The organism is Planctobacterium sp. AWH2_060 (assembly GCF_056158425.1).
The window spans coordinates 4172152-4191072 of the sequence record NZ_JBSWTG010000001.1; the positions used below are offsets into that span (position 1 = coordinate 4172152).

Genomic DNA, 18921 nt, shown 5'->3' on the forward strand with positions numbered 1-18921 from the left:
AACCCGGTTAAACCCTACTTATCCGAACTCAACCAACCGCCTTTCTGGCGTTTGTTAATATTCATTAGCAACCAGGCGGCTTTATTCAGGCTGATCCTCTGGGTTGCGAGATCTTTCAGGATTTGCTTGGCCTTTCTGCCACGACTGATGGCGTCAAAAACATCCACAACTTCTTCAATGACATTGAATAAAGGCTTCCAGAACTGCTTGGTTGAGCTGCTTTGGATTTGTTTTGCTGATTGTCTGAGCAGATTATCGTTGATCTTTTCGATGGCAAAGCGAATTTCCTCTTGCTGGCTGCGACTTTCTTGATTGATGGCCTGAATACTGTTTTCTATGCCGTTTTGATCAAGGCAGGTAAATGCCGGAATCGCTGCTAAATCGGCGATGGCCTGGTCAAACTCTTCGCCAAAGTCATCATTTAACTTATGCAGTAAGTCAGATACTCTTTGCCACTGCTGCCAACTGTAAACAAAGTCCAGACCCGGTCCTTTGATATTCTGTAAACCTAAAATATCGGTATCGATACCTGCCGGCACTGAGGCGGCGATGGTTTGGTTGAGCTGATCGCCGCTGATGTAATAGTCATCCACCAGGCATAATTTGTGTTGAAACGCTGCCACGAAAAACTCATGGGCGGCTTCTATCATTGCTTCGTCAACCTGAACCTTATCGTTCTCCAGAATCTGTTGGCATTCCTGGTATTGAGTCAACAGGCGAGCCAGATAGCTCTTGCTGTAATCATCCAGCTGTTCTGGCAGGGCTTTTTGAATCACCAAAGGTAACTCGTTTAATTCCTGTGGAAGACTGACACTGCCTTGCCACAGTTTATCAATATACTGACGCAGTTGGGTTTCGGTTTGGGGAATTAACAGAAAACGCATCAGCTCACGGAAATGGTCCCTGAATTCTTCGCCACTAAGTTCTGAGCTGAGTTCTTCATCCAGTCGTTCTTGCCAGGCTTCGCTGGCAAACATGTTAAAACCGTCCAGATTATTACCAATTACAAAATGTCGATGAGCGGGGAATTCTCTGGCTATCAATCTTGCAAACACTTTGGAGCGTGGCACTCTGTCGGCCCGATTGTTGATCACCGTGACCAAATTTAACTCGGCGTTTAACTGACGGTCCAGGTTGTCATATTTCAGACGCTTCCAATTGGCCAAAGCTCCATAACGCTCGTTGGCAGACATACCGTTGATAAACCGGATGTTGCGGCCCAGCACATTGGCAAAGGGGAAAAACTGTAGTACGCCAATATCTGGTACTACCCGATCAGCCATTTCTTTGATGGCCATGGTGCGGGTGAGTTGCATTTCTTTCGCCATTTCGGCCACCAAAGCTATGTTGGCCGGGTGCTCTTCGTAGGGAAATCTGGCCAGCAGATCTTCCGGAATTGTGGCGATGTCCAGCCAGTCTACCGACGTTAAATGGGCTTCTTTACTGTGTGCCTCTCGTTCGAGATAGGCCAGCATGTTTTCTTCTGTGGTCCACACCCTGGATTTTGGACCGATGAATTTGGCAATAACCTGAGGCACATCTATTCCCGCCGGGCCTTGCAGATCCTCGTGGTCGGGGAAGCAGTTGGTGAGAGTGATCATATCGTCCTTCATCCATTGCCCTTGCAGAATGTCGATGTAGCGCGGGGTTAAGCCCATACATTCCCAGCACATAACATCAGACTTTAGCTTGGCCGCCAGACGGGTAACAAAAGTTTGCTCCCAGATAGTGGCTTTATCATAGGGTCGGAACAGGAACATCTCTTTCAGTTTGCCATAGCGGGTGGCGTACAAAAACATGGCTTCACAGCCGGTGGTTTTGGAAACGGTGGCCAGACCCACTGAATTCACCAGCGCGGCTTTCAAACGTTCCGTTCCGGATTTACCTCGGGTTCCCCAGCCGCCAATGGTCATGGGGATTTGTTTGCGGGCCTGTTTAACCCGTTGACTTAACCAGCTGTGACTGCCCCAAAACAAGGCCATCATAAACAGGGAAAACAGCAGAATGTGTTGAATGGTATTTTGATAAACGGACACAAAATAACGTTGAAAATCCTGGTAAAACTGAACCACAGTAAGAGGCAGTGCCAAATCAAAAAAGCGTGCGACGGCGGGTGTTGGCGGAAGAGGTGCATCTGTGCCTTCCATCAAATGGCCATTGCATTTAATGCTAAATCCCAATTTTTCCAGCGCCCTGACGTAAACGCCGGGACTGTCTGAATCGTAATCTATGTTGCGCAGCCTGGCGTAATGTCGAAAGCGAAGGCTGAGCAGCATGCGAGCCTTGAGGTTTTTAAATAGTCCAGAGGGCGGTTTGATTTCGGTTTTTCCGGCAGCGTGATACAGCGTGGTACTATTGCCTCTGCCAGCATTTTGCGATGCCGAAATAAGTTGATCCACTAACGGCAGGAATGGTCGCCAATGACCTTCTTTTTCCATGTGCAGTGGCTCACCCGGTACGGTAGTCTGACTCACTTCTGCCAGGCGGGCAGAGGGGATGATCTCACGGCTGTCATAATGACGCCCTTTGAGATGGCTGTGATGTTGCCGTTTATCGGTTGCTGGATGAAATAGTTCATGCCAAAACCGCCAAAAGCGAAAACGCATGGCTTCCCCAACTTGCAGGTGGCGCTTTTTGATTTGAATGCTAAACCTGTGACCAATATGGGCAGCAAGCCAACGCTTACCCTCTTCACTGCTCAGTGCTGCTTGTTGTGCCTCAGTGAGTGGGATGCGCTGAATTGCGCCACTGGCTAACAAAGGTCGTAATAGCTTGCTTAAATCGGTTTGCAGATTGGCCCAGACTTTCTCTCTGGCTTCTATGGCTAAGTATTGGATGCGGGGGGAGCTATGGCGCTGTGCTAACTGGGATAACTCATCCATGCATTTGATGGCTACGGCTTGTTTATCGTCCTTTTTAGCCGAGTACTGATTGTTCCAACTTACGATGGCTTGCAATATTGCCTGTAGTCGCAGTTCATTGTGGTCTTTGAGTAGCTCTCTGGTGAGTAACGCTAAACTGATCCTGAAATGCTGAATAAATGGCAGCTGGGTGACCAGATAACAATAAACGGCGTCGCTTTCATCTTGCAATAGTCTGGCAACCATCAACATCACCAGTTTATCATCGTCGCAAAGTGGCAGGGTGCGAATAACACTCTGACGCACTGTAGGGCTGGGATCCAGCATTAACTGTTGATTGAGCTGAAAGATTTCCGGTTTGTTGAGGTAGTGCAGGGAAATAATATCTGCGATGGCTTCCCGAAAGAAAATCTGGTCCCGTTCTTCTGTGCGGTTGAGTCGGGTCTGAATTAGATTAATCGCCTTGTTCAGGTCAGCCACTGCCAACAGGTTAAGTGCCTCAACCTGCAATTCTGGCTGCTGTTTGTTGTCCAGTGAAAAGCGATAGGTATAACGCAGCAATTCAGAACTGATAATGTGGGAGTCCTGAGCGTGCACTGACACCATTAAACTGCTCAGGTTTTTAAATGCCGCGAGTTGCACCTTTGGTTCAAAAGTGTAACGGATCCAGGGGGTGAGCAGACTCTCAATATTAAGTTTATGCCAATAAGCTTGCAGGTCTATATCTGCTCCGGAAAAAGCCAACAGATCAAACAGGGCGGCAATTCTGCCCATGATAAAACTGGCGTAAAACTCCTGGTCTTTGATGCGACTTTGCCAGCGTTCACTGATGGCATCCTCGTCCAGCCATCGGGAGAGTGCCTTGCGATCACCGGATAAATTGCTACCCCCCAAATAGCGACAGAATTCTATGATTAATCCATCCCGGTTATCCTTCACAGACTCCTGGCTGATTTCGGTGCTAAAAATGCGATAACGACTGCGCAGCGAATTGAGACGCTGTTCAATACCCTGTAATGACTGACACAAAAGGCTGATCCCAAGCCGCAAATTTTCCGCCGAATTGGCGGCATAATCGGGTTCAGCCTGTTGTGACCACTCTGCGCTGAGCTGTTCAATATAGCCGTTGTATATCTTCTGCCAGAATTCACTCAATCCGGTTTGCAACTGACTGCGGAATTCAGACTTTCTGGATTTAGATGCGATACTCATTGTTGCGCTTCATCCTCTGCCAGTAATTCCAGGGCATGTAACAGTCCCTCTTGTTCACGTATGGCTGAAAATGCCAGGGTTTGCGGCAAATAATCGGAAACCCCTCTGTGGCCGGATTCAATATAACTTAACTGTAAAGACCAATAGTTTTCGCTATCGGTAAGGTTGCGCTCGTATCCCAGGCGCAGTCGCAGGTGACTGTCAGATTGCCAGTTAAACCACTCCAGACCGGCTCCCAGTCGTTGCTCAAAGGATTTTTCAACCCTGTCCGCATCGCTAAAGTATTTTTGCCAACGCCAGCCAATCTCGGCACTGAGACCTTCATAATAGATTCGGGAGCCCAGAGTCAGTGCCAAGTTGTCCAGCAGTTTACTGCCAGATAGCTCATTACTTGTGACCTTAAAATCTGCCCAGCTTTCTAAATCATGGTACCACTTGTAACGTATATTCTCGGCCAGCGAAAAGCCGTATTTGTGATCCAGCTTGTATTGACTATAGACTGCACTGGCGTATTGATCAGGTGTTTTGTCCGAATCCAGCAGGTTAACAAAAGCCCCCAGAGTCATGCGATTGTAAAAACGGCGATTGATGGCATATTGCCAATGGGCATCAGCACTCAGCCTGGCAGACCAGCCCCAGTCTTTGTCCAGATAACCCTGTTGCGCGTTGACGGAAACGCCCAGGTGTAAGTCAATGTTTTCCAGCCACATGGTGTCCCACCAATCGAATCGGGCGTGCAAACTTGTGCGAAAATCCGATTGATAGCGACGCACCGCCAGCTCACTGCCGTAAAAATAGCGTCCGGTAACATCGCTATCACTGAAAAACAGCCGTATCTGCTGGTAGCGATTGTTTTGTGCGGCATCTTCGCTGGTGGAGCGCTGTTGTCTGATACTGCCTTCAACGCTCCAGCTGTAATCTTTTTGGGTATCACTATCTTTCAATTTACTGGCAGCGATAATCTGCACACCTCGCAAGTCCGAAGAAGGATATAAATCCAATGGGATCACATCCGGGTTTGTGGCACCAGCCGGCGGGTCCGTCAGCTTAAGCTGTAAAATGCGGTGTCCCAGATAGCTGGGGTTTTCATCAAACCAGTTAAACATGCCTTTTTCAGCATAGAGATACTGATGTTTTGCCAATCCCTTCTCATCAAAACTATCGATTCGCAACCAGCTGTCTTCCGGCAGGAAGATCTGAAAAGGTTCAGCACTATCCGCCTGAAACAAGCGCAGCCTCAGATCCTGGGGTTGTTCTTGCCAATCTCCCTGACCGGTTCTGAACTGCAACTTCGCGATGACAGCGTTTTGCCCAGACAGATAGTCGGTGGCCAAAGTCAGAGTGTGTTTGCCCGGTGTTAATGGCAGTGCCTGGGTTTTTAACTCACCGGTATTGAGCTCCAGGGTATTCTGGATTTCACCATTGAGGCTAATTGTTACTCGACTTTTTGCCTCTCGCTGAAACAAATGTTGTTGCGACTGGAGTAATAGGCGATATTCTTCCCCCGTTTTGGCCACAAGTTCGTAATTCAGGTTATTCTGAGCGGCCAGCTTTTCCCAGTCTGGCTTATAGGGGGCATACAGCAAACGGCTACGGGATGCATCTGGCGATATAGGTTCGTTGGTATCGCTGGTATAGAAGGTGAACTTCTTAGCCTGTATGGGATAGTTTAATGCCACCCAGGTGGCATTTTTATTAGCCCGTCTGAGCAGCATCTGCACCATCGCAGAGTCTGGATTTTGCGCTGCCAACTGATTAATGCGATTGAGCTGCTGTTGTGTGGCTTCCGTTTCAAACTGATACAGGGCATTCATCAGGGATGTGTTGTTCTCGGTCAACGAGGGCAGGTAATTGGCGGCAACGGCAAACTCACTGACTTGTGCTGCATTGGTATGCCAGTAATAACATTCAAATTGCGGCTTGTCTGGGTGATACCACCAATCTTGTTGGTAGTGTTGGGTTTCTTCCCTGACACACTGACTATGAGTTAATTGCCGCTGTGTTTCCGCGATGGATTGCTGAATATTAACTACCACGGGTTGTTTTGCTGTGGCAATGGTGATGATTCCGTTGCTGTCTGCTGTGATGGCAAATTTGTGGCCTGCGCCGACACTGGCATCTGGATGGCGCAATGTGGCACTGCGAAACTCACCATTGTTAACCGGTAATCTGAATTTCTGCTGTCCCTGGCTGATAGTGAGCCAGTCATCTTCAATATGGGTTTTTGTAAACCATTGGCGTGCCGTGAAGTGTAATTTCGTTGTCCCAGACAGGGTGATTTTTAGGGGTTGCTCAGGCGTGATCAGATAATTTTTCTGAGGCACCTGAAGCTCCACGTTATACAACTGTATTACTGCTTTGCTATCCAATTGCGCAATGAAATCCTCAGCATCAGATACGATTTTGTTCTCTGCTGATATGGACGACGGTGCGTAAGGCTGAGGCTCGTCCTTAATCTCTGGTAAAACAGGATGAAGCCGAAATAAAGCTCTTTCCATCAGGTGCTGTTTGGCGAAGCTATCCTTAGTGTTCATCAAAGTAAACAGGGTATATTCGGGCTTGTCCTGGGTCAGATACAAACTGGCCAGTGCCAGTTTAGCACTGTCTTTGACGGGTTGTGGTAATGACTCTGAGTGACTGACGCTAATCAGCAAGTTGGTTTGCTCCGCCAAATTGTCCGTAGCCTGATAATGGGCCAATAAGCGGGTAATAGCCGCACTTTGTATTGCATCATTAGGATGATATAGCACCAGTGCTTTCAGCAGATTTCCCCCGTAGGTTTGCCAACCGGCTAGTTGCAAATCATCGAATAATTGTTCCCAAAACGGCCATGCCTGCATTTTAGGGGTTAATAACGCCTTTTGGATTCGCCTGGCTTCAGGCATTGAGGCAATCACTGGATGATCTAAAATGGCGCTGCTGATGCGTTGTTGCTGCAACCAGTCTTGCCACATCTCTGGTACGTTCTCGCCATTAAACTGCAAGCCTTTCACTGCTTGATAGCGCTGGAATTCTTGCCACAATGGATGATGGGCCAATTGTTGCTCGCGCTCTTCGGTTGGCAATTGCAGCAGTGCTTGCCATTGTGGACGATCCAATTTTGGTATGCGAAGCGCCTGATAGCGCGCTCTGACTGGAATATCCTGTTGTTCTGCCACCAGAGTCAGGGTTTGCCAACCTTCAGGCAAATACAGAGTTTGACGGGCTATGTAGGTGTCCGGTTGGGTTTTTCTACTGCCAGGTTGCCATTGTTGATTGCGAATATAGGGATGTAGCTCAGCATCCGAAAAAAAGTGCAATGTGGTAAAGGGCTGTTGATCCACTAAAACACGGATAGCTGAATTGCTTTGTCGGGCATTGACCAGCATCTCGATAGCGACGCGATTGCTGATCTGATCATGGGCAGGCTGAAATGAAATAGCGTTTTGTTGACTCAAAACCGCGAATGTCTCTGGTGCATTGGGTGGGGCAATGTTAATCCGAGGTTCTGCGAGATCCGGTTGTTTGGTGATTTGCGTTTCGAAATCCCAGGCCAGTCTTTCGCCCTGTACATTCTGTTCTTGCAACAGGGTTGCTGCTGTGCCAGTTAGCTCCTTTACCACCATCCAGCGGCTAACAGCCTGGTGTGCCATGCTGTTAATTGTCGGGTTGTGGGTGAATTCAGAAAACTGTTGCTGGTGCCAGTCGGAATGGATAGCAACTTCCTGGTTTTTTTGCGCAACGGCAGGTGCACTCAGCTCCTGATAGTTGTCTTCGAATAACCAGTCTGCCTGCATTGACTGGATTCTTGCCCGGGTAGGCGCTGTCGATTTAATGCTGATCTCGGTATCGCTGTCGGTTTTAAATTGCGTCGCGGTCATATTGGTCACCGTCTCAGCATCACTATCTATACGCTTTTTGGCAGAACGGTTGTTGAAAACGGGCAGTATTTCGGCCTGGCCATCTGGCCTCGTGATCTGCAGAAACTCTACGGCGGCATTTTGCCATTGCTCACTGGTGGGTTGCAGGGATTCCAGCCAATAATCCTGGTTTTCTTCAAGACTGATGTTTCCGGATTCTTGAGTCGGGTAAAAATCATTGAATTGCTGATCATTGCTTCTGAAGCGCTCACTGTCGGTGTCTTCCGGCGCTAACCAAGAGAGCGGCGCAAAATTTTGCAGGCTTTTTTCCTGACCACTAAACAAAGCTACCCGAATTTCAAGTTCCTGGTCATTAGTAATTTGTATAACCCGATCCTGGTTAACGGCGGGAAGCAGCGCGTTTTGCGGGTCGAATTGGTATTGTTGACTGACGCCAGGGGTTTCTGACAGTAATAATCTTAGTTGGTGGTGCTGCAATTCAGGCTCGTTGCTGAAACGCTCGGGCGTGATCGCTTCGCCGTCTTCGTCAAAAAACTGCATATAAAAATGTCGGGACGCAGGTAACAGTACCGTGAGCCTTTCCTGGTCGTCTAACGTCAGGTATCGGTTGCTGAAGGGAAAGTGTTGTTTTGTTTCCGTTAAAATATAGTCATCAATTCGGAGCTTTTCCCAATTAACTATACGTTCATTGATTGGACGCTCATTTACCTGATCCCGGGCGTGCGCAGGCAGCGCTGATAAAAGCGCGGCAAGCAGGAAAACTGTTATCTTCAGTTTAGCAAACACGATATAACTTCTTCCGGAAGTTCATCAGCGACAAAAGCCTGACGTATTGAAGTTGACATCTCAATATGCAAAAAGCTTACTTGGTGTTCGGTTTTACTTCGGATTAATTTGCCTACTGGGTTAATGGTAGCGCCCAATTCGAAGACGTCACGACCATAGATTCGGGCCAGTAAGCCCATGTTATCTCTCAGGCAACTTTGCATAGTGAGGAATCCTGGCGATGGGATTTCAGTGCCATTGCTCAGAATAAAGTCACTGGCAGTGCCGCTGTCGGACTTGCGCACAGAGGGGTTAAAACCGTGTAGCTGCACAACCGAAACGGACTTATCCAGTTCAATTAAGGCGGCGACTACCGCCGTGAACAACGAATACTGGATACGGGACATATCACTGTTTTTGGTTTCGTAGCGATGCTCGGTGTTGAGCATTAAGATATCCGGACGGTTGTTGTAGGCAGGCAAGGCAAACCAGCTCTCACCGATCTGTTTGGTGTGTAAATCAAAAAAGGCATGGGGAATTTGCAACAGTCTGATAGCCTCTTGCTTTATTGGCAGGTGTACCCACAGCTCGCCTTGTCTTTCATCACTGCTGCGCAGATAGCCTTTGCCTTCGATTTCCTGCCACTGCAAATATGAGAGTTGCGTCGGTGCGGTGCCGCTATACAACGCCTTAATATCATTTTTCACCTGCTCAAATGTGGCTTCAGTTAATTCTACAGCGTGACTGGCGAAACCTATAAATAACAATATGCTCAATAATACCTTGTGCATCAGTGCTCCAGTTCACTGCGATATCGTTCAATAATCGGAGTGGGTTGTATTATCCGTTTTACTATCGACAGATAAATATCGTCACCCTGTTGGTGGGATATTTGTATCTGGTGTGGGGAATTTTTTATATCTTCTTCTAGTAACACCGAAAAAGTCTGGCGACTGACAATGGTGCGTTTACCTGATAACTGAAAACCATTGTAGTGCTCAGTCGGATTAATCTGATAGCGTCGTTTTAGCAGGGTGTATGCTTCTTTGTATTCACTGTCCCGCTCTGCACCAGTAATGGTGACATCCAGTACGACTGGCTCGGTGCTGGTTTGATAAAGCACCAAAGACAGCATTTCCAGAGGAGACTGTTTAATGTTGTTCAGATTTAAACTGTCACCGCTTTTCACCAACACTGCACGTCGCTGTTGCCATTCGGTGGATTGACGAGGAAGGCCGTTGCGCCACCATTGCACGCCTGGTGAATCAAACCGGATATCACCATTCAGAGCCTGTCCAATAGTGGCTTCATCCACCAGACCCCATTTACCGGCAATCCAGAATGGTGCTTGTGGTTCTTCGTTTTTAAACCAGTTAATCTGAACTGGCTGGTCTGTCTCCCGATTGAAAAACAAGCGCGCTGTCAGGGGCTTAGTCAGGTTATCCTGCGGGGCAAGGTTGGGAAACTGGGCGACAGGGGCAAAGTTTAGGGCGGTGTTTTCCTCCAGTGCAACAGGTTGACCCGGATAAGGGTTTTCTACCATCAGGTCACTCAAGGTCAGCCTACTGAAATCATTGAGCAATGTTTGGTAAGTTTCATCGGGATCCACTTCAGGTCGTTCAGCCAGTAAGCTGTGGTGATAATTTTTTATCACCCGCACCTTACCCAGATTGATTTGTTGTTCCCAGCTATCGGGACGAATAGCAAACCAGTCTGGTACTCCGGCGGGATAGTCAAACCAGCTTCGTTTTTCTTGCGGCAGGGTGCGCATCGAAGGCATCTCGTCGAGACGGGTGAATACCGATACCAAAACCGGCTGAGTGCTGGTTAATTCGATGCTGTTGCTATCCTGCGGTGCCTGCAAATACAGGGTGTTTTCTTGCCCAAGCCAGTTGAAAAACTCCTCATTAGCCAGTTGTTTGTTTTTTTCCGGCAAATAAGACAAGGGTAAATCCTGTTGCTGTAGTGGCTGGCCATCTCGCAGTAACTTCACTTTTACCTTTGCATTGGGGCCTGTAGCCAGGTCTTGCTCGGCAAAGGCTCTGGCCTGGATTTGATAGGGAGTGATGGCATTTTCACCATGAGACAAGGTAAACCTCAGTGGCTGACCCGGCGACAAGATGACCGTATTGGCAAAGTGATCGTGTTCCTGAACGTATCCGGATTCTGCAAACAAGGACATTGAAACCGGCACCGAAGAGGTAAAGCTGACCAGGCCGGGTTGCAATGCAATACTTTGTTGGAATAGCTTACCAGAGAAGCGGAAAGTTTGTCGTTTTTCCAGAGAATCTTCCAGGTTAAACCAGCTCATGTGCAGGGTAAATGGACGGTCGGTAAAGGCGTGTTCACCTTCAAACCGGTATTGTCCGGCTACTTCAATAGGAAACGAAACCTGTTTGTAAGCATCGGCATGATGTTCGTATTGGCTCAACAGATGCTTTTTGGTGGCGATAGCGGTGAGCGGTACTTTGTAAATTAACAGGGATTGATAATCCTGGTTTTCATCGCCCATTGGAACCAAAGGCTGCCAGCGAAATTCTGCCAGATTGGCTTTTTCATGGTCACTTAAAAATGTATCGTCAAAGGGGTAATACTGCAGCAAGTTATTTTTTTGTTTGACCGATAACCGCTGCCAAAGATCGATAGGCGCGACGCGACTGCTGCGCTGTACATGTTGATAGGCACGTACTGCCACTTCTTTGATATTGGTACTTTTGACTACTTGCGAAATGACTAAGCTGGTTGCACCTTCAGGAAGGCTGATATGCAGATTTTCCATGGCTGCCAGCTTGACGTCAGAGTCATTTAAAAACGCTTCCGGCACCAATGCCTGATTGGCTTTTAATTCAACCTTACGAATGGCAAGGGCATGATGATGGAATTGATTTTCATACAGAATATTGCCGTTGCTATCGAGCACCTGCACGCGCAGCTGATAGGGGTAGCGGGCGGTTTTGTTGTCAGCGCCAGATAATATCGCCGCTGAGGATAGCCAGAGCTTTTTAGGAGACTGGGTGAGCCTGTACTCCAGGGTATTCGCAGAGGGCAGAATATAGCTTCTGGAGATATCCAAATCTACCTCGTCAGGGATGGGCTGCGATACCCTCTGTAAACCACTGTCTGAAAGCAGGGATTGTACAATAATCGCCAATGCCGCCAATCCAATAGCAAATAGCAATAAATGGCGCAGAATTCTCATCATTTTGCGATTTCTCCCTCTGGTAATAACCACAGGTAGCGTGATTCTACAAATTGACTCAGTGCATCGGCAGAGGACGAGGACAGGGCTTTCTGATTTAAACTATTTAGGTTGATGGCAGAGATAATATTGTCCTGTTGGTCCAGAATCAGAATAAACTGCTGTAGGGTTGAGCTGTCCAGTAAATATCCCAAACGCGCATTGTGTAACTGTTCGTAGGCTTTATAAAAACTGTGGATATTGCGGGTTTTGGCGTAACTGAGCAAAGCCGGGTGAATGATGTCGTCATGGTAGTTGCTGTTGTTGTAAACCAGATTAAAGCTTCTGATATCTCGCCTAAATACTGGAATACCCAACAATCGGGCGTGTTGCTCTTCGACTTTGATGGCCTCCGTGGCTTTAAAGCTGTCTCTGATCAGCGGACTCAACCAGATGGTAACGTATTGCTCCAGGGCCAGATAGTTCAGGTAGTCGATTTGCTGACTGGTGCTTTGGTAATAGGGTGAGGTAATAAAGTCTCCGTTAACGAAGCGGTAACTGAGCCCCAGATCCTGCAATTCATGCAGCAGGTTTTGTGTTTGTGGGCCGGGATTATACTGATTGATATTGCGCCACAGGCTCACCATCGCCATTTCTTCCGGAAATGGTCGTGACTCCTGAAAGGAAAAGCTGCGAATCAACACAGGTGTCGGACGCTGCTGTTCAAATTCTCTGGTGATCGTCATAAACATCATGTGAAACAAGGTATGGCGATTCCCCGCCAGTGCTACATTACTGCTGCCATCCGGGTTGGCCCATGGGTGTGTGCCGGATAACAGTAAAAAGCGGTTTTGAAGCTTGTTAAACAGTGCCGCGCCAAACTCAAAACTGGTGCGGTCATAAAAGGGATTGGGCACCTGAACCAGATAATCAGTTTGCGCTGTCAGATTGACCACCAGGGTGGCCCAGTTTTTTCTTTGGTTAGACTCTGCCCACATGGGTTGCTCTTCAATAATCAAGAACTCTTTACCGGACAAAGGCTGTTGCAGTACTCGAAATTCGTAGCCAACACTGGCGGCTTGCCAGTTGAGGCGTTGTAATTCGTCACGACTTTGTTGTGTCCACCCTTGGGCGCTAAACTGTTTTATCCAGGACATCAGGGGGATCAGAATATCCTGATGCCAAAACAGCAGTTCATTCTCAGTGGGAATTTGATAGGCATTGCTGCCTTTTTTGGCGATGTATTCTTTGCGTTCCAGTAACCAGGAGATCAGATAACCCTCTACATTGTTCACCTGGTTTTCCTGGGCGTCAGACTGATAAACCTCGATTCTCGCCAGGGCACTGCGCATTTCGCGGTTGTTCAGCCGCAACTGGGCGATGCCAAATTGATCGTGTTGCCATTGTGGTGAAGTCAGGTTATCCCGCCACTGCATTTGCAGATCGGTAACGACACTGGTGAGCAGGTCGAGGGGCATATCTTGTGGTAAGGTGCGCAATACCTGCAAACTATTACTGGTTTCCGTCGTAGCCCGATTTAACTGTTTGCGCTTTTCAGTTAACTTCAAATCCCCTCTTAGTTGCAACACGTTGTGATGGCTAAAGGCCAGGTGCGCCGCCTGGAAAAAACCTTCTTGCAGGCCAGAATCAAACACATATTCCCCTGAGCTTTGCAACTGATAGGACAAATCAATAAACAGCGCACGGCTCCGAAGTTTTTCAAAAAGTGCTAGTCCAAGGGTGGCGGAACCCAACTCTGCTCTTGCCCGAGTAACTTCGACAATAAGCTGAGACTGGGGCTCTAGCCTGATGGCATAAAAGCCAATCCCTTCTTTGTGAACAAGCAGAACCTCATCCGAGAGCATCCAGATATCGGCTGCGATCTGGTTGCCGATGTCTTCAATTTGTTTCAGTTGTGACGCAACATTATCCGGGGTTAGTTTTGCCGCTATCTGCATCAACGAAGCGAACTGTTGCACCTGCTCTGTGCCCGGATCGGTGGGACGGATATTGGAGAAAAATGATTTTGGCCGGATTTCAGCGTAGATATCTTTGACTTGTTCCTCCGAGTATTTAACGTGAAGCCGCTGTTCTGCATCAGGTGTGAAGGTATTGTCATTCGTCCACAAAGTCAGTGCAAACCCAATAACAGTGGCCAGGGCAATACCCACCAATGAGGTAAACAAGGTACTGACGGCCATTTTGACCGCTATTTTCTTCTGGTAAATCTTGATGGCGATAAGGGTAGATACGATATAACCGAAACCAAAATAATCGGATATTTTAGCGGTGGGCATCAACTCAATCAGCGCAAAACCCAAGAGTATTTTGTAGAAGAATCCGATGTTGAAAAACAGCAGTAATAAGCGCCCACCTTCGAAGGTGATCCCTTTGAGCAATGGCGTTCTCAGGGCTAATAAACCCAGCATCAAAATAATGCCTGCTTCCACAAAGGTGAACAGTAATTTCTCCGGTTGATACCACTGCAGTGCCAACAGTGCTGGAATGAGTATGCCGTTGAATTCCCAACCAAATTGCAAATTCATGCGAGAAGCAATAAAGGCCGTGGTTAACAGGATAATATAGGCTTTAGGGCTGGATAATAAGGACGTGGCCAGATCCTCGTACATATAGTTTAGGCCACCGATGTTAAAGTTGGTGAGCGGGATGAGCAGCCACTGAATAATTAAAAAGGTCAGTCCCAGATACAGAAACAGGGATTTGCTGCCTTTAACCACGCCTCCCATCCACATTTGATTGGCGATTAAGGCCACGATAATTAAACCAAAACTCTGTAAGTTGTTGCGTAAATCGTATTCACCGAACCAATCACCACTGAACTCTATCGCCAGAGGAATGGCGAAAAAGTCCAGACATATGCGCACCAACACCGATAGCAGGATCAAGGCAAAAAATCGATCCCGGCCAAACATTTCCGAGTAGCCAAACTTCACCATGAGTTTATTGGCCAGTAACCAGGCAAGACCGTAGGTTATGTAGGCTTCAACCAATACCACCATAGCACTGGCGGGTTTGACGAAAAACAACGGCACCAGATATCCAGGCACCACCAGTCCCGCCAACGTCGTGCCAAATCGGGCGTTGAGAAATACCACAACACAAACCCCCACCCAGACAGTAGTGATAACAGAGCTTTGTAATGCTCCTGGAGGGAATAGGGTAAGTTGCAGGAAATCAGGCATTTAACAGGGCTTGCGCATCAATCAGTTGTTCTGGCGTTAAGGGTTTTTCCAGCACGGCTTTGACAAAAGGGTAGCTGTTAATTTTGGCCAACTCTTTGCTATCGTTGATACCTGTTACTACAATCGTCGGCGTGTTTAGTCCTTCGCTCTCCATCCATTCCAGAAGCCCTGCACCATCCAGTTTAGGCATCACCAGATCGGTGACGATAAAGTGAAACTGTTGATTCTCCAGCAGCCGTTTGGCCATCAAGCCATCGTTTGACACCACCACAGATAATCCCAGGTCGTTTAGCCACATTTGCGTCATCATGGCTAACATGGGCTGATCTTCCACCAGAAGTACGGTTCGTTTACTGTCAGTCATTGAGGTTGATTCCTTCTATCAGGATGGAAAGTCGGTAACCTTTACCCACTCGGGATTTCAGGCGGCAATCGATGCCGGCGTCCTGCGCGGATTTTAAGGACATTAATAATTCTGAGAGCAGGGTTTGTTCGCCGATAATGGCGTTTTGCTGATACATTTTTTCCAGTTGCTCATTGGGCAGGCCATAACCTTCACTTTCGATTTTCAGATATAAAATGTCGATGTCGTTTTTAACCACTTGTTTGCCAGTAATTTGAATCTTTTTCGGGGCGATGGCGTCATCGGCTAAGAGCCTGAAACTGTGCATCAGCAGTTGCTCGAAACTCTCAGGAGAGCCCAGTCCCATAGTGGCAAAAGAGGGCAGATTACTGATGAACGTCACATCTCGCCAGACGCTGTTACCTTGTTGCGCAGCCTGGCATTGCTCTATTTGTCTTTGCAGGATATCCAGTGGATTAAAGGGGATAGCGTTACTGTCTTCCCTGTCAGACATGCGGCTCATAAAGTAGTGAGTTCGACGGGTCAGGTCGGCGGCTTTTTTAAGTTCGATATTGAGGTAAGTGGCCAGTTCATTGATCATCGGCATATTGGCTTTGCGCTCGATCTGCAGCAAGCCCATTTGTAAGGTAGAGAGGTGATTTTTTATGTGCACCATGTAGTGATCATGCAGGCCGCGTTCAACTTCCAGATAAGCCTGTACTTCCTTGAGGTCGTGAATTTCCACCATCAGACCGTTCAGGTTTAAGTGCAGCTCGGGTTGGAACAGTGCACTGCTATCAAACTGACAGGAGGACACCACTACCACATATTTGCCACTGCCTAAGGTAGTGAAGTATCGGGTTCGCGTGCGGCTTTGTTCCAGTGTAGTTTGCCGGATCAGGTTTTTAACACTGTCGTCACTGATGGGTAAGAGGGTTTTGAGAAACTCATAGGCATTGATATTGTCCTGATGCAAATTGTGTTCATCGGCCAACTTTATCATCGCGGAATTTTCAACGATTATGCGGCCGAAAATATCAAACACCACCAATGGCGTTGCCAGGTTGGAATGCAGGCCCCTTTGATACTCCAACTGTTCAAATAAGTATGAGGTGCCTTCGGCAACAAAATTAATGCTTTGGTTTTCACCGCTGGCCAATCTGGCGGAACTGATAAATCCGCTGCGTTGTTGATTTGTGGATTGTTTCTGCAGGTTTAACAGTGTGCTGATATGAATCGCAAACTGATTCACCTGCTCCAGCAATATTTTTAGTCGTTCCGGATCTTGTTCGAAGGTAGTTAAGGCCCAGAACCCCAGGACATGAGTACCTTTGTAAAAGGGTACCAGTATTTCCTGTTCATTCTCTTGCTTTTGTTTAAAGAAGGGACGGCTTATCACCAGAGCTTGTTTGTCTTTTACCGCTTGCTCGTAGGGTTCTCTGCGAATATCTCTGCGCATTTCATTAATATCTGCAAGGTTGCAATTGATGGCGGATATCTCTGTTAATCTGATATCCCCTGTTTGTAACTCCAGAAAAATACTGCGTTGCAATTGCAGGTTTTGCGACACCATATTGGCGATATTTTGCCAGAAGGCCTTGGTTGATTCGCTGCGTGCTGATGCGGCTCTGAACTCATTGTCCACCTGCTCTCTAAGGTTTTTCAGGGCCTTGTGGCGATAACCACTCAGCCGCCACTCCAGGGTGAACAGCAGAATAATAATGCTGCTGAACAGTTCCAGCAGCGGAGCGACATAGCCGAGTAGCCCGGCGACTGGGACGCTGGCTACCAAAATCGCTGCGCTGGCGAGATAGGTGCTGATGCGTTTCAGGTTGGACGGACTAACAAGATAGATACAGGCTAATACCAGCATCAGGCTGAATATTAACGCGGCCCGAAAGGTGGTGGTTACTTCTGTTTTATACAGTTTATTTTCGTAAGCGTTGAGAGCCGCAGCATGAAACTGCACCGGATGCCAGCCAATGGAGGTAGTGTTGTAGGGCGTCCAAATAGTGGCCTGTAAAAGGTTAAAAGCCGGCATGATGTAAACGTCTTTGCCATTGAGGATGGGGTTTAAAATTTCAGGCTGGGCCATCATGGCGGGAGTTACAACCGCTGAATTTAATGACACCCGGGTATAGTCAATGAAAAGTTCCTGAGTATATTCAGAAAATGCCGGGTTTAAAGCTGCAACGGGTGATTTAAATTGCCCAGAGCCTTGGGGGATCGCCCAGGCTTTCCCATCGTTCTGATAAGGTGAGATCAGAAAGCCAGCTGAAGGTTGCCAGTCGCTGGTCTGGAAATACACTTGCTGGCCATCAGATGCAAAGCTGCGCTGAGGTATTTTGATTGATTGTACTCGGGGATGATTAATTAACAGTGAATGCTGTTCATCCAGGGGCATATCCGGTAATACCCAAAAAATTCTGGCTGCACCATTGTCAATGAGCAGCTTGAGTCTGGCTTCAATATCCAATATAGCTGACGGGGTATTGTGCTGTTCGGTGTCAGAAATGATGACAAAGGACGTTTCTCTATTGCTTTCTGGGGACATTAAAATTTCCTGAAGCGCTAGATTGACGCTGCGATTCAGACTCTGGTATTCCAGTACAAAAAAGCTGGCGTAAACCAGAGTTATGGTCGCCAGTAATTGCAGTGTGCCGCGCTTTTTAAACTTCAATCAATCGTCCCCGTACTTTGTTATTTGCTTTTTATCGCTGCTTTATTAGTTATAGCCGAGTCCTTCCGGTAAAAGTAATGCTCAGGTAGGTTAATTTCTTACTTTTACTGGTAACCTTTTAATGATGCGATTCATGAAGTGATATAATGATGGACTGCACCTGGTCGGCAAAATCGCGCAATGCCGCTAATTGCTCTTCTGATAACTCTCTCGGCACTCGGTCAATGATGCACAATGTGCCGATGCGCAGATCCGGTTGTAATATCAATGGAGCACCGGCGTAAAAGCGAATGTACGGTTCATTTGTTACTAGTGGATTAGAACGGAAGCGGACGTCTTCATTAGTATCAGGAATGTACAGGGTTTCATCATGGTTGATGGCATGGCCGCAAAACGAAACGTCACGTTCGGTTTCACAAGCATTGAGCCCAACATTGGATTTAAACCACTGCCGATTTTCATCCACAATAGTCACCAGGCAAATAGGCACATCAAAATACGCCTGGGCAGCGGCTGTAATCTTGTCCAGCTCTTTATCCGGCTCGGTATCCAAAATATGCAATTGATTAACCAGTGCCATCCGTTTGGCTTCATTGTGAGGCATTTGTGGTTTAATCATGTGGCACCTCCCGCTTGATGCAATGTGCACGTTTTAAATCCAAGTTTGATTTATCTGAACCATACCTCATCAAATAAGCTATGTGTATCATACTTAAGGATTAATTGATTTTAGCGTTAAGCCTGGATGCAATAAAAAAAGTGTCGTTGATTTTTATTTCGTCTTGCTTATTTTTAGTTCCATGGCAAGGTAATCCCAAC

The 18921-nt window shown here is 47.4% G+C and carries 8 protein-coding genes; all 8 read right to left on the minus strand.

Going from position 1 to position 18921, the window contains the following annotated elements; all coding sequences use genetic code 11:
* Window positions 1-14 precede the first annotated feature (14 nt).
* Window positions 15-4073 (minus strand): hypothetical protein, encoded by a 4059-nt coding sequence (locus tag ACXAD8_RS17890; protein WP_475231342.1) that lies wholly within the window; start codon window positions 4071-4073, stop codon window positions 15-17.
* Window positions 4070-8719, minus strand: a complete 4650-nt coding sequence (locus tag ACXAD8_RS17895; protein ID WP_475231343.1) for a hypothetical protein — start codon at window positions 8717-8719, stop codon at window positions 4070-4072. The genes ACXAD8_RS17890 and ACXAD8_RS17895 overlap by 4 nt, the downstream gene beginning before the upstream one ends.
* The gene (locus ACXAD8_RS17900) at window positions 8704-9489 is read right to left on the minus strand and encodes a hypothetical protein (RefSeq protein ID WP_475231344.1); all 786 of its coding nucleotides are present in this window, start codon (window positions 9487-9489) and stop codon (window positions 8704-8706) included. The genes ACXAD8_RS17895 and ACXAD8_RS17900 overlap by 16 nt, the downstream gene beginning before the upstream one ends.
* Window positions 9489-11900, minus strand: a complete 2412-nt coding sequence (locus ACXAD8_RS17905; RefSeq protein ID WP_475231345.1) for a hypothetical protein — start codon at window positions 11898-11900, stop codon at window positions 9489-9491. Before ACXAD8_RS17905 ends, ACXAD8_RS17900 begins: the two co-directional genes overlap by 1 nt.
* Window positions 11897-15079, minus strand: coding sequence for a poly-gamma-glutamate biosynthesis protein PgsC/CapC (locus ACXAD8_RS17910; RefSeq protein WP_475231346.1), 3183 nt, complete (start codon window positions 15077-15079; stop codon window positions 11897-11899). Before ACXAD8_RS17910 ends, ACXAD8_RS17905 begins: the two co-directional genes overlap by 4 nt.
* Window positions 15072-15443, minus strand: a complete 372-nt coding sequence (locus ACXAD8_RS17915) for a response regulator (RefSeq protein WP_475231347.1) — start codon at window positions 15441-15443, stop codon at window positions 15072-15074. Before ACXAD8_RS17915 ends, ACXAD8_RS17910 begins: the two co-directional genes overlap by 8 nt.
* Window positions 15436-18102 carry a hypothetical protein gene (locus ACXAD8_RS17920; protein ID WP_475231348.1) on the minus strand — a complete coding sequence of 889 codons (2667 nt, stop codon included), beginning with the start codon at window positions 18100-18102 and terminating at the stop codon, window positions 15436-15438. The genes ACXAD8_RS17915 and ACXAD8_RS17920 overlap by 8 nt, the downstream gene beginning before the upstream one ends.
* A gap of 118 nt (window positions 18103-18220) precedes the next feature.
* A complete protein-coding gene (locus ACXAD8_RS17925) occupies window positions 18221-18721 on the minus strand; it encodes a GAF domain-containing protein (protein ID WP_475231349.1) in 501 nt (166 codons plus the stop codon).
* Between the last annotated feature and the right edge of the window lie 200 nt (window positions 18722-18921).